Annotated in this window: 13 protein-coding genes and 1 pseudogene; 7 read left to right on the top strand and 7 right to left on the bottom strand. The window is 60.6% G+C overall.

The annotated features are described in order from the left end of the window. The 5 genes from AC1DWF_RS09620 to AC1DWF_RS09600 all read right to left on the bottom strand — a co-directional run. On the bottom strand, positions 1-1,244 hold a 1,244-nt coding region (locus AC1DWF_RS09620), incomplete at its 3' end, for a sugar ABC transporter ATP-binding protein (RefSeq protein ID WP_476841636.1). Further along, positions 1,241-2,416 carry a Gfo/Idh/MocA family protein gene (locus AC1DWF_RS09615; protein WP_476783837.1) on the bottom strand — a complete coding sequence of 392 codons (1,176 nt, stop codon included), beginning with the start codon at positions 2,414-2,416 and terminating at the stop codon, positions 1,241-1,243. The genes AC1DWF_RS09615 and AC1DWF_RS09620, both read right to left, overlap by 4 nt. 12 nt (positions 2,417-2,428) lie before the next feature. Beyond that, on the bottom strand, positions 2,429-3,484 hold the full coding sequence (locus tag AC1DWF_RS09610) for a sugar phosphate isomerase/epimerase family protein (RefSeq protein ID WP_476789555.1): 1,056 nt from the start codon (positions 3,482-3,484) through the stop codon (positions 2,429-2,431). 183 nt (positions 3,485-3,667) lie between these two features. Next, entirely contained in the window at positions 3,668-4,978 is a 1,311-nt protein-coding gene (xylA, locus tag AC1DWF_RS09605) for a xylose isomerase (RefSeq protein WP_476789556.1), read from the bottom strand. Positions 4,979-5,066: 88 nt separating this feature from the next. Continuing rightward, on the bottom strand, positions 5,067-6,092 hold the full coding sequence (locus tag AC1DWF_RS09600; protein ID WP_476804438.1) for a LacI family DNA-binding transcriptional regulator: 1,026 nt from the start codon (positions 6,090-6,092) through the stop codon (positions 5,067-5,069). 227 nt (positions 6,093-6,319) lie between these two features. Here AC1DWF_RS09600 and AC1DWF_RS09595 point away from each other — a divergent pair. After that, positions 6,320-6,424 (top strand): annotated as a pseudogene (locus tag AC1DWF_RS09595) (IS6 family transposase); the annotation flags it as partial. Positions 6,425-6,721: 297 nt separating this feature from the next. Here AC1DWF_RS09595 and AC1DWF_RS09590 read toward each other — a convergent pair. Further along, positions 6,722-6,886, bottom strand: coding sequence for a hypothetical protein (locus tag AC1DWF_RS09590; protein WP_476787019.1), 165 nt, complete (start codon positions 6,884-6,886; stop codon positions 6,722-6,724). A gap of 141 nt (positions 6,887-7,027) precedes the next feature. Between AC1DWF_RS09590 and AC1DWF_RS09585 the strand changes: the two genes are divergently transcribed. The 6 genes from AC1DWF_RS09585 to AC1DWF_RS09560 all read left to right on the top strand — a co-directional run bounded on the left by AC1DWF_RS09585 (position 7,028) and on the right by AC1DWF_RS09560 (position 11,847). Continuing rightward, positions 7,028-7,660 carry a hypothetical protein gene (locus AC1DWF_RS09585; protein WP_476841635.1) on the top strand — a complete coding sequence of 211 codons (633 nt, stop codon included), beginning with the start codon at positions 7,028-7,030 and terminating at the stop codon, positions 7,658-7,660. A 75-nt stretch (positions 7,661-7,735) separates the two neighbouring features. Then, positions 7,736-8,644, top strand: coding sequence for an ectoine/hydroxyectoine ABC transporter substrate-binding protein EhuB (ehuB, locus tag AC1DWF_RS09580; protein ID WP_476789353.1), 909 nt, complete (start codon positions 7,736-7,738; stop codon positions 8,642-8,644). Then, on the top strand, positions 8,641-9,300 hold the full coding sequence (locus tag AC1DWF_RS09575) for an amino acid ABC transporter permease (RefSeq protein ID WP_476841634.1): 660 nt from the start codon (positions 8,641-8,643) through the stop codon (positions 9,298-9,300). The genes ehuB and AC1DWF_RS09575 overlap by 4 nt, the downstream gene beginning before the upstream one ends. Beyond that, on the top strand, positions 9,290-9,949 hold the full coding sequence (locus AC1DWF_RS09570; RefSeq protein WP_476789355.1) for an amino acid ABC transporter permease: 660 nt from the start codon (positions 9,290-9,292) through the stop codon (positions 9,947-9,949). Before AC1DWF_RS09575 ends, AC1DWF_RS09570 begins: the two co-directional genes overlap by 11 nt. Before the next feature lie 70 nt (positions 9,950-10,019). Continuing rightward, the gene (locus AC1DWF_RS09565; RefSeq protein ID WP_476786970.1) at positions 10,020-10,769 is read left to right on the top strand and encodes an amino acid ABC transporter ATP-binding protein; all 750 of its coding nucleotides are present in this window, start codon (positions 10,020-10,022) and stop codon (positions 10,767-10,769) included. Between the two features lie 31 nt (positions 10,770-10,800). Next, positions 10,801-11,847, top strand: a complete 1,047-nt coding sequence (locus AC1DWF_RS09560) for a succinylglutamate desuccinylase/aspartoacylase family protein (RefSeq protein WP_476789357.1) — start codon at positions 10,801-10,803, stop codon at positions 11,845-11,847. Positions 11,848-12,041: 194 nt separating this feature from the next. On the opposite strand, the gene AC1DWF_RS09555 is transcribed toward AC1DWF_RS09560, so the two are convergent. After that, positions 12,042-12,680, bottom strand: a complete 639-nt coding sequence (locus AC1DWF_RS09555; protein WP_476786579.1) for an MIP/aquaporin family protein — start codon at positions 12,678-12,680, stop codon at positions 12,042-12,044. Between the last annotated feature and the right edge of the window lie 157 nt (positions 12,681-12,837).

Below are 12,837 nucleotides of genomic sequence, written 5' to 3'. Positions count from 1 at the left end.
AACAGCTTCTGCTGGTTGCCGCCGGAAAGCTGGCCGGCCAGCAGGTCCTTGTTGCGGGTACGAATGTCGAATTCGGTGATCGCCTGATCGAGTGCGGTGCGTTCGGCCTTGCGGTCAAGTATCAGGCCGCGCACAAAATTCTTCAGGCCAGCAAGCGTCAGGTTCACGCCGAGCGTTTCCCTCAGCAGCAGGCCCTTGCCCTTGCGATCTTCGGAAAGATAGACGATGCCCGCCTTCATGCTCTGCTTGGCATTGGCGAAGGAAACCGGCCTTCCGTTCAGGCGGATCGTGCCCTTGGCGGGGCGCAGGCCGACGATGCCCTCCATCAATTCGGTGCGCCCGGCTCCGACAAGGCCGGCGAAGCCGAGGATTTCGCCGCGCTTCAGTTTGAACGAGGCGTTGCGGGCATAACCGGGCACATCCATGTTCTCGACTTCGAGCACATGGTCCTCGCCCTCGGGCGCAACGTGATCGGGATATAGCTTGGACACGTCGCGGCCCACCATCAACTGCGCCATGTCGAGCGGTTCAAGGCCGGCCGCCTCACGGGTGGTAACCAGCTTGCCGTCGCGCAGCACCGTGACACGGTCGGCCAGCGTCTTCACTTCCGGCAGGCGGTGGGAAATGTAGAGGACTGCCGCTCCCGATTTGCGGATATCGGAAATCACCTTGAGCAGCGCATTGGTTTCAATCGGCGTCAGCGAAGCGGTCGGCTCGTCGAAAATGACCAGACGGTGCGGCACCAGAAGCGCGCGGGCAATCTGCACCAATTGACGCTGGGCGATCGAAAGGCGGCCGACGACGGTTTTCGGATCGATATTGGCGCCAAGGTTGCGCACGGCCTTCGCCGCACCCGCATTCATGGCCTTGTCGTCGACGCTCAGGCCCTTTTTAATCTCGCGACCAAGATAGATATTCTGCGCAACCGTCAGGTCCGGCGCCAGCAGGATTTCCTGATGCACCAGCACGATACCGCGATGCTCGGCGTCCACCGGTCCGCTGAAGACGAGGGTCTCGCCGTCAATCGTGATTGATCCGCACGTCGGCGCCAGATGGCCGGCGAGGATCTTCATCAGGGTGGATTTGCCTGCGCCGTTCTCGCCGATGATGGCATGCACTTCACCGGAGCGGATATCGAGCGAGATGTCCTTCAGCACCTCAACACCGCCAAAGGCTTTGGCCAGCCCGTGTCCGGCCATGAAGCCCTTGTGGTCCTGTGGCTGAGACACGACGGACATATTCATCCGATCTTTGTCCACACGTTGCCGGATCTCGATGAAGCGACGGAGGCTTCGATGAACTTCATGCCATCAATGCCGTCCTCAACGGTCGGGTAGATCACGTCGGCGTCGGGCTTCTTGCCTTCGCGCGCTGCGCGGATGGCGCGAGCTGCTTCAGCGTAGATGGTGGCGAAACCTTCGAGATAGCCTTCGGGGTGGCCGCTCGGAATGCGCGTGACGCGGGTCGCAGCTGGGCCCGCGCCGGACCCGGCACGGGTGAGCAACTGCTTCGGGTTGCCGAAGGGCGTGAACCAGAGATAGTTTGGGTCGGCCTGCGTCCATTCCAGGCCGCCCTTTGTGCCGTAGACGCGCAGCTTCAGCCCGTTTTCGTTGCCGACAGCCACCTGGCTTGCCCACAGCATACCGCGCGCACCGCCGTAATAGCGAAGCAGGATCTGGACATCGTCGTCGAGAGGGCGACCTTCGACGAAGGAGGTCAGTTGCGCCAGTACCTGCTCAGTCTTCAGCCCGGTAACGAAGGCCGCCAAATTATAGGCGTGGGTGCCGATGTCGCCGATGGCGCCACCCGCGCCCGAGCGCTTTGGGTCAGTGCGCCATTCGGCCTGCTTGGAGCCGAAGCGTTCCGCCGGCTCGGTCAGCCAGTCTTGCGGATATTCGGCCTGCACGACGCGGATTTCGCCGAGATCGCCATTGGCGACCATTTCGCGCGCCTGCCGTATCATCGGATAACCGGTGTAATTGTGAGTCAATACAAACACCTTGCCCGACTTTTTCACCAGCGCGGCGAGTTCTTCGGCCTCCTTGACGGTGGTGGTGATCGGCTTGTCGCAGATTACATGGATACCAGCCTCGAGGAAGGCTTTTGCGGCAGGCGCGTGCATATGGTTCGGCGTCACGATGGAGACAGCCTCGATGCCATCGGAGCGGGCAGCCTCCGCTTTGGCCATTTCTTCAAACGAACCGTATGATCGGTCGGCGGGAAGGCCGAGATCGGCAGCCGAGGCCTTCGCCTTTTCGGCGCTGGACGACAGCGCGCCGGCGACAAGTTCAAACTGGTCGTCGAGCCGCGCGGCGATGCGGTGGACCGCGCCGATGAAAGCGCCCTGTCCGCCACCAACCATGCCCAGGCGAATGCGGCCGCCGCCCGCTTCTTTGTTGCTTGCTTCAATAGCCATGTCGCGTTCCCCTCAGCTCAGGCCGAGCATCTTGCGATTTGCGGCGTCGTCGGTGCCGGCATTGGCGAAATCGTCGAAGGCATGTTCGGTGACGCGGATGATATGCGCCTTGATGAACTCGGCGCCTTCACGCGCGCCGTCTTCCGGGTGCTTCAACGCGCATTCCCATTCCAGCACCGCCCAGCCGTCGAAATTGTTGGCGGTCAGCTTGGAGAAGATCGAACCGAAATCGACCTGGCCGTCGCCCAGCGAACGGAACCGGCCGGCGCGGTTGACCCAACTCTGGAAGCCGCCATAGACGCCCTGCCGACCCGTCGGATTGAACTCGGCGTCCTTGACGTGAAACATTCGAATTCGGTCGTGATAGATGTCGATATATTCGAGATAGTCGAGCTGCTGCAGCACGAAGTGCGAGGGGTCGTAGAGCAGGTTGGCGCGGGCGTGGTTTTTCACACGCTCGAGGAACATCTCGTAGGAAACGCCATCGTGCAGGTCTTCGCCCGGGTGGATTTCGTAGCAGACGTCAACGCCATTCTCGTCGGCATAGTCGAGCAACGGGGTCCATCGCTTGGCCAACTCGTCAAACGCGGCCTCGACCAAACCGGCCGGACGCTGCGGCCAAGGGTAGACATAGGGCCAGGCGAGCGCGCCGGAGAAGGTGGCGTGGGCCTTGATGCCCAGATGCTTGGAGGCACGCAACGCACGCTTGACCTGGTCAACAGCCCATTCCTGGCGGGCCTTGGGATTGCCGCGCACTTCCGGGGCCGCAAAACCATCAAACGCGGTGTCATAGGCTGGGTGAACAGCAACCAGCTGACCCTGCAAGTGGGTGGAGAGCTCGGTCACTTCCAGACCATGCGAGGCGGCGACGCCTTTGATCTCATCGCAATAGTCCTTGGAGTCTGAAGCCTTCTTCAGGTCGATTAGCCGTGCGTCCCAAGTTGGAATCTGGACACCCTTGTAACCAAGGTCCGAGGCCCATCTGCAGATCGAGTCGAACGAATTGAACGGTGCTGCGTCGCCAGCAAATTGCGCCAAGAAAATCGCGGGGCCCTTGATCGTCTTCATGCACTTCCTCCCGTGGCGCGCTCGCGCCGAAATGTCGTTCCAGATTGGACAAGATCTAAAGATCACCTTGCGGGTGAGATTGATGTCATCCTAAATCTAGCCAATTGCAGCCCACGTTCACCTTCCATTCCGCCAGCTCGCCGTATGCGCGAGTGATCTGTGGTCGAAATCGCCTATCGCACCTTACACGTAACGGTTGACGATGTTTTCGAGCAGTTCTTGCCGGCCGGATTTTGGCTGCGGTTCTATCTTCTCCTTGACCACGCGCTCGGCCACTTCCTCAAGCGTGCGCTTGCCCGACAGCATGGCCTCGCCCTCGGTGGTCTTCCAGCCGGCATAGCGCTCGGCCAGAGGGACTGACAGAGCCTCGTCCTCGATCATTCGCGCCGCAGCCTTGAGGCCACGAGCGCAGGCGTCCATGCCGCCGATATGGGCGATCAGCAGATCTTGCGGATCGAGCGACTGGCGGCGGATTTTTGCATCGAAATTGGTGCCGCCTGACTTCAGTCCGCCGGCCTGGAGGATATAATAATAGGCCAGCGCCATTTCGGGCACGTTGTTCGGGAACTGATCGGTATCCCAACCCGACTGGTAGTCATTGCGGTTCATGTCGATCGAGCCAAGGATGCCAAGCGACCCGGCCAATGCCAGTTCGTGCTCGAACGAGTGGCCGGCAAGGATTGCGTGTCCCTGCTCGATATTGACCTTGACCTCGTTTTCCAGCCCGAATTCCTTAAGGAAGCCATAGACTGTCGCGACGTCATAGTCGTATTGGTGCTTGGTCGGTTCCTGCGGCTTTGGCTCGATCAGGATGGTTCCGTTGAAACCGATCTTCTTCTTGTAGTCGACGACCATTGAGAGGAAGCGGCCGGCCTGCAAACGCTCCTGCTTCAGGTCGGTGTTGAGCAGCGTCTCGTAGCCTTCGCGACCGCCCCAAAGAACATAGTTCTCGCCGCCGAGCTTCTTCGTGGCATCCATGCAAGCCTTAACCGTGGCCACCGCATAGGCAAAGATATCGGGATCAGGGTTGGTGGCGGCGCCCCCCATCCAGCGCCGGTTGGAGAACATATTGGCGGTGCCCCAGAGCAGCTTCACGCCGGTCTGCTTTTGTTTCTGCGCAAAAATGTCGACGATCTCATCGAGCCGATCCTTGCTTTCGGTGAAGCTGTTGCCCTCAGGGCGCACATCAGCGTCATGGAAACAATAATAGGGCGTGCCGAGCAACGAGAACATTTCGAAGGCTACGTCGGCCTTCAGTTGGGCGTGCTGCATGGTTGGACCAAACCACGGGCGGTCAAACGTTTGGCCACCGAACGGGTCGCTGCCTTCCCAGGCGAAAGAATGCCAGTAGGCCACGGCGAAGCGCAGATGGTCCTCCATACGCTTGCCGAGCACGAGCTCGTCTTTGTTGTAGAAGCGGTAGGCCAACGGACTGTCCGAGCCAGGCCCCTCATACCGGATCGGTTTTATGTCGCCAAAAAATCCGGTGACCATGTTCTGTTCCACCCCAGTGCAACAATTTCTGATGTACGTATATCAGAACGAACCGCCACGCCAGAGGGGGCAGCCAAGATTCCGGCGCTCAAGGTAGGTTGTCGCGCAGATATATCTCGATGCGAATGTGTTCCTGCCCTTCGATGAGGGTCCGCTGATCGGCCAGCGAACGGAGCGTGCGGATGGCGCTGCGAACCTCGTGACCGGCGTCCTGATTGATGATGGCCTGAAATAGACCGCTCTCCAGCGCGGCTCGCGTATGGACGCTCAATTCGTGCGCCACCACCATCGGACGCCTTTCGGGCGGGCGTTCGGAAAGCGCCTCAATCAGACCGAGGTTCCCCGCGCCGATGTTGTAGAGGCCCACAATGTCAGGGTCGCGATCGAGGCATTGCTCCACGATGCGCCGTGTCGCCATTCGGTCGTCACGACCCTCGACTACGGGCAGCGCCTCCAGGTTGGGATATTCGGTGCGGATCACCTGATCGAAGCCCAGGCGGCGTTCCACATGGTCGCGCACCAGCATGGAGCCGGCGACCAGCGCGATCTTGCCCTTGACGCCTCGAAGGAAGCGCGCGAGCAGGCTCGCCGCAGTGCGTCCAGCCGCGACATTGTCGATGCCCACGTAGCGATGGCGCTGGAAGGACGGTGCATCAGAGACAAGGGTGACGACCGGTACATTCGCGCTATGCAGGCGCGCCAGTGCCCGGCGCACCGGCGGCGCTTCGGTTGCGACTAGCGCCACCCCGCCTATCTCGTTGAGGTCCAGTCGGTTGAGAATGTCGGCTAGCGCCTGCCCATCAAAGGCAGGCGCCGTGACGACGTTAAGTTCGATCCCGTCCGGCGTCATCTGGCGACTGGCTTCTCGCGCTTCGTCCTCGAGCCTGCGCATGAAGCTGTTTGCTCCTTCAGGAATGATGAAAACAAGGCGGTAAACACGGCCCTTGGCCAGATTGGCCGCCGCCTGATTGCGAACGAAGCCAAGCTGCCGGATCGCTGCTTCCACGCGCTGTAACGTCGATGCCCGTACACCTTCGCGGCCATTGATGACGCGATCGACCGTTGAGAGGCTGACGCCGGCTGCGCGGGCGACGTCATGGACCGTGGCGCGCATCGTGGCTCCATTCCTGAGTTACGTACATCACTACATTCACTTGGGCGGGAGCGTCAACGTCGTTAGACTGCGGGACCTCCGATCAGCTGGACGTCGTTGACGTATACGTCCCCGACGCACTACCAACCGGCCGCCGTCGCGCCGGTGAAACCGCTGGAACGGTATTGTCACGGTAGCCACTTGTTCGGACCTGCTGGAATAGATGCAGGCGCACGAACACCTCGCCCATCTGCTACAAGCGCCACCGTTTTCCGCCCCAGATCATCGCCCATGCGGTGTGGCTCTATTTTCGCTTTCCGCTGAGCTTGCGCTTGGTCGAGGAAATGCTGCTGGCTTTGGCGGGCCGTCGATCAGGACGGGTTCCAATCGCCAGGAAGCCTCCATCGCTTCATCTCGATCTTCTCGGCTCTTCGCAATCTGTTCGTCCCGCCCCGCTCAAAACGCTCTGCTCTCGCCATCCACATTCACCGCCTGCGAGCGATGGCGGAATGGAAAGTTGCGGTTGGGAAACTCGAGTCGGTCAAATCGTCGAATAGGGCGATTGCTGCCGGACATAGAGGTGATGCGGCAAAGGAGAGAGCGGGGGCGTCCAACCCGCTTTGCGGCGAAATCACCCGTGGGCTTACGAACTACGCCTTGGTGTCTTTCGGCACACGAATGCCGCGGCGGCCAGCGTATTCAATGAGCGCAACCTCGATGACAGCAGTAATCGATCGACGGTCCACTTCTGCCAGCTTTTGAGCTAGTTCTAATATTGCAGGATCAAGTCGGGTCGTAAAAGGTTTCTTGGTCATCGAATTCAGTGCTTGAACTTTCCGCTCGACCGTGCATATTTCGCACGTGCAGTGCACTTGCATTGCACGCTATTCGGCCAACCAGAGCGCGGCAACGCTGTGGCTGGCCTAACCAAACCCTAGCTGTCTGGAGCTCGGATCATGGCTGATTCCGACAATACCACAGCTTTGTCTTTCGTCATCCCAGGGAGACGAAAGAAGAGCAAAGCTGTGGATGACGATGCGAAAGCTGACGCCACGGTTGGCGCCAGACACGCCGAGAGGATTGCCGCGCGTTTGTTTGCGCCCATCGACCCTTGCGTGGTCCTGCTGCAAGAGTGGGAGCACGCACATCACATGGCCGTGGTCCTGTGTCGACTGCAGCAACGTCTGGAGACACGGATAAGAAACGCCCTCGGGTCTCCTGGTCCTGGCGGCGCAACGGCTATGAATCGGAAGGGCACGTCGAAGTCGGGCCTGACAGATCCTCAGCAGACACGTTGGGACGCGCTAGACAAGGAGGTCGGCTACTCGCGCGTCCATGCTGCCGAGATCGAGGCCGTCGAGGCTGAAGAASAGMTSCTYGAWRCCGTKKCARCCACACAAGCGCARTCAMTWGGCGGSGTGATCGCCAAACTGACAATCATTGCCGGCGGCGGCGAGAGCCAGGGTGACACATCGTTATTTCCCTGGCCGCAGATTCAGTCGGTTCTGGACGATCTCAAGCACCTGAGCGAACGCGACCGGTCTGGCGACAGTCGTGGCCCGGTCGAAAACCATCCACGGCGAGGCTGAGCGCAACACAGGATCGCGGGAGGCGAGACTGCGATGGCACGCGCCGACAAACATCAAATCAAAGGGAGAGAGCAAATGAACTTGAGAAGTCCAGTACGTCTTGCACGCATCTGCAGCGCATTGCTGGCGCTGATCGTTGTCATGGTGGGTGGCACGGCTTGGGCCGAGACCACCAAGGAGCGGATCTTGCGCGAAGGCAAGATCGTCATTGGCATCCACAATCGCTCGCCCTGGGGTTTTCGCGATGAAGCCACGGGCGAGGCAAAGGGCTGGCACCCGGATCTGCTGAGGGCCGCGTTTTCCGAACTCGGCGTTAAGGAGCTCGATATCCGGGTCACCGAGTTTGGTGCCTTGATCCCGGGTCTGCTGGCTGGTCGCTTCGATGCCGTTGCCTCTGGACTTTCCATCACGCCGGAGCGCTGCCGGCAGGTCGCCTTCGGGTCTCCGGATCTGAAGGTCCACGACGCAGCCATCGTGCTCGCTGGTAACCCAAAACAGATCCATGGCTTTGCGGATATTGTGAGCAAAGAGATCATCATGGGTGCCGGACGCGGCAGTGTCTCGGTCAGGAATGCGGCTGCAGCCGGTGTGCCGGAGAACCGCATGCTGCTGTTCCCCGACATCGAAGCCAACGTCTCGGCCCTGCGCTCCGGCCGCATCGATGTGACGGTGCTGTCGTCTCCCACCGTGATCGGGCTTCTGGCCGGCGGCAAGGCCCAGGGCTTGGAGAGCGCGACACCGTTTGTGACGACAGACGAACAGGCCACTTATGCGGCTGTCGCCTTCCGCACCGAAGACCAGGATTTGAGGGCGCTGTGGGATGAACGACTGGCTGCCCTGACAAAGGACGGCACGGCGACCAAGATCATGGCCCGATATGGTTTTGGCGCGACGGAGGTCGTGCCTGATACCATCACTGTGGACAAGCTCTGTGGCAATGGCGCTGGTACCGACAGTGCTGGCACTGTGGGTGCCGGCAAATGAGTATGCTCGAGATCTGGCTCGGCATCCTGCAGGGGTTTCGCGTCACCGCTCTGGTGACGCTCTACGGCCTTGTCTTTGCCATCCCGTTTGGCCTTGTCTTCGGCGTCGCCCAATATCTGACGACAGGCCCGGCGCGGCTTGTCGTGACCTCGATCATCGAGTTCTGGCGCAGCTCGGCCGTCATCATTCTGCTGTTTGTCTTCTACTACGCCCTGCCCCTGGCTGGACTAGCGCTGTCGGCCATGACGGTCGCCGCCATGGTGCTSGGGCTCAACATTGGCGGTTATGCMAGCCAGGCSGTCAGRGCCGGCCTRCAAGCCCTGGACCGTGGCCAAAAAGAAGCTGGCCACGCSYTKGGGCTCAAGCGCTCCACCATCTTGTTGCGCATCGAACTGCCGCAGGCACTGGTGGCGATGAGCCCGACCTTCATCAATCAGCTGATCCAACTGGTGAAGGCGACATCGCTGGTCTCGCTGGTCACGCTGACCGACATGACCTTCCGCGCCAAGGAGATCTCCCAGATCGAATACGACCCGGTGCCGATCTACACCTCACTGCTGCTTGCCTATTTTATCGTCTGCTATCCGGTCGCGCTGTTCGGGCGCTGGGCCGAACGGCGCATCAACCCGGCCAGGGAGGCGCATCGTGGCGTTTGATGTCGGCTTTGCGCTGTCGACGGTGCCCACTATCTTGAGTGCCATCGGCATGACGCTGCTGGTGGCGGCCTTCAGCTGCGTTGGTGCCTCGGCGATCGGGTTCGGCTTTGAACTGATCCGCCGCTCGGGCGGCTTGGCGGGCCTCTTCGTAGGCTTCGTGATCGACTTCATCCGGGCAACGCCGGTGCTGGTCTGGCTCTACTGCCTGTATTTCATATTGCCGTTTTACGGCATTCGCCTTGGTGCGCTTGCCGTCGGCATCATCGGGCTCAGCCTCTATTACAGCGGTTATCTCGCAGAGGTGTTCAAGGCTGGCATCGATGCCATCCCCAATGGTCAGGCCGAAGCCGCAATGGCCCTGGGACTCGGCAGGATGGATGAGACCATCTTTGTCATGGCCCCACAGATGCTGCGCAACATCGCGGCCCCGATGGGCAACTATTTCGTCTCGATCCTCAAGGCGACGCCTTATCTGGCAGTGCTGGCAGTGCCCGAGATGCTGGGGCGCGCCTTCGACATCGCATCCGACACCTACCGCTATGCCGAGCCGCTGACGGTCGCTGGCCTCATCTTCCTTGGTCTCGCACTCATCATCTCGCAAGCGATCAAAAGGCTTGAGATCCGCCTGCTTGGGCCAACAGCCAGGTAGGCCGGCGGGCGGTCACGTCTTCGCAAAATCAAACCCTTAGCTTGCACACCTCAAGGGACTAGAGAGAACCATGACCCAGACCGACGACAAGCTCGCCGTCCAGATAACCTCGCTCAACAAATGGTATGGCACCTTCCATGTGTTGAAGGAGGTCGACCTCACCATCCAAAGTGGGTCTCGCGTCGTGATCTGCGGACCGTCGGGTTCAGGCAAATCAACCCTGATCCGTTGTCTGAATGGGCTCGAAGCCTACCAGCAGGGCACCGTGACCCTGGGCACGATCCGGCTGGGCGACAACGCCAGGGAGACAATACTCGCCCGTCGACAGACCGGAATGGTGTTCCAGAGCTTCAATCTGTTTCCGCATCTGACTGTTTTGTCGAACTGCACCTTGGCCCTGCGCCGCGTGCTTCGCATGCCACGCAACGAAGCCGAAAGCCTGGCGCGGCATTTTCTCGAAAAGGTCCGTATTCCCGAACAGGCAAACAAATACCCCGCACAACTGTCAGGCGGACAGCAGCAACGCGTGGCCATCGCCCGTGCACTGTGCATGAACCCGCGCCTGATGCTGTTTGACGAGCCAACCTCGGCACTCGATCCCGAGATGGTCAAGGAGGTGCTCGATGTCATGACCGGGCTCGCCCGCGAGGGCATGACGATGATCTGCGTCACCCATGAGATGGGTTTTGCCCGTGAGGTTGCCGACCAGGTCGTGTTCATGGATCAGGGCAGCATTGTCGAACAAGCCTCGCCGGTGGCTTTCTTTTCGACACCCAATCATCCCCGCGCCCGGTCCTTCCTCAACACGCTGTTGCATTGAGAGGTGTGGATTGACGAGGAGGGAGGGATCAGTGGCAAACGACACACGTATCTGGACCGACATCGATTTTGACAGGGACGGCAAGCAGATCGCTTGCCTGCGGCTGCCGTTTTCGAGTGACCGCTCCGCCTACGGCACCATTCCGATCCCCATTGTCTGCATCAAGAATGGCAACGGGCCGACAGCCCTGCTTGTCGCCGGCAATCATGGTGACGAGTATGAGGGCCAGGTTGCGCTCAGCAAGCTCGCCCGCCAGCTCGACACAAGCGAACTTTGCGGCCGCATCATCATCGTGCCGGCATTAAACTATCCCGCGGTGGATGCAGGCAGGCGAGTGTCGCCGCTTGATCAGGGCAATCTCAACCGGCTGTTTCCCGGCGATGCCAATGGCTCGCCGACCCAGATGATCGCCCACTATGTCTCAGAGGTGCTTTTACCCCTCGCCGACATCGTCATCGACCTGCATTCCGGCGGCACGTCGCTGTTTTATCTGCCCTGCTGCCTGATCCGTACCGGCAAGTCTGAAACTGAGACAGCACAACTAATCGAACTCATGCATATCTTCGGCGCACCCATTGGCTCGATCAGCGACGGCTCGGGCGGCGGCGGCGCGACCACACTGTCAGCGACAGCCCAGATGCTCGGCATTCCGGCCCTGACCACCGAACTCGGCGGCGGGGCCTCCATGTCACGCCACGGCGAAACCCTTGGGCGAGACGGTGTGCTGCGTGTGCTGAAACATATGGGAATCCTGCCCGGCGCCATCGTCGAACCGGCGGAGCAAACACGATTGATGCGGGTCGATGGCAGGCTAGCCCTCACCTATGCGCCCGTCAGAGGCATCTTCGAGCCAGCTGTGGCGCTAGGAGATGAGGTCCACGCTGGCGATCTTGCCGGCATCCTCCATTCGATCGCAGGACCATCTGAGCCTGCCAGATCGGTTCAATTCGCGCAGTCGGGTCTCGTTGCCTGTCAACGGGCTCCCGCACTTACCGAACCCGGAGACTGCCTATTCAAGCTTGTGGTGGACGCGCCGCTTCATGGAATGGACTTGCTTCCGATTTACGAAGGAATTTGAAGCCGAGGCCGTTCGGCTGGTGCATGCAAGGCTGGCTTTAGCAGCGACCGAACGCCTACACCGAGATCCTCGCCCTCCACATTCCAGATTTGGCCAGAGTCATCGTCCGCAATCTAGCAAAGCAGACGGTCAGAGCTTGTGCGCGAAACATCCCAATGCAGCCAGCTCGGAGTCGCCGGCTGCTGGCCAGGTCCCTATGCGTTCCCGGGCCGGCCGGTTGGGTTGAGCGCTTTGAAAGCGAACGCCGCCGCGGCCCCTCCTAGCAGCTCCGCAGCGATGTAGAGCCACAAGTTGGACCATGGGAGCAAGCCCGCGAGTGAGGCCCCAATGGCGACGGCCGGGTTGAAGGCCGCTCCCGACACCTGTCCGACGGCGAATGCGCCAGCCATCACTGTGAAGCCAATCGCGAGACCGAAGTAGGAATTACCGTCTGTTGCATCGGCCGTGGCCACGTTCAACACGACGTACACCAGAACAAACGTGAAAAGGAACTCGGCCAGAAACGCCCCAAATACGGGGGCGACTAATGGGCTCACTGGTGCCCCCCGAAGGGCGAATCCGACAATCAAGGCCGCACTCGCGGCACCGAGCAATTGGGCGCCCCAGTAGGGCAGCACGTCCGAGCCAGGACACCGCCCCCGCAGGAACACTCCGAGCGTCACTGCCGGGTTGTAATGGGCGCCCGAAATGTGGCCGCCCGCGTAGACCATCGCCGTCAGCACGGCCCCAATGGCCAGCGGAGCAATCACTCCTGGAGCCGCTGCGAGCCCGGTGCAGCCAATTGTCAACACGAGAAAGAACGTTCCGATGAATTCCACGGCGTAACGGCGCATATCGCGTCCTTTCGACTTGATTGCCGAACTTCTTCCGAGGCCAACTTCAACGAAATGCCATCTCTGGCATTCCCATAAAATGGACCCAAAGACAAAGCGCAAAGCTTGCGCCGTGAGGCGCTGGTGCGCGGAATTGGCTGAGCCTGTTGCACAGAAG

The sequence above is a fragment of the Aminobacter sp. P4_D5 genome, assembly GCF_056401815.1.
The sequence above is the reverse complement of the archived record's forward strand: the minus strand, read 5'-3'. Positions and strand labels throughout refer to the sequence as shown.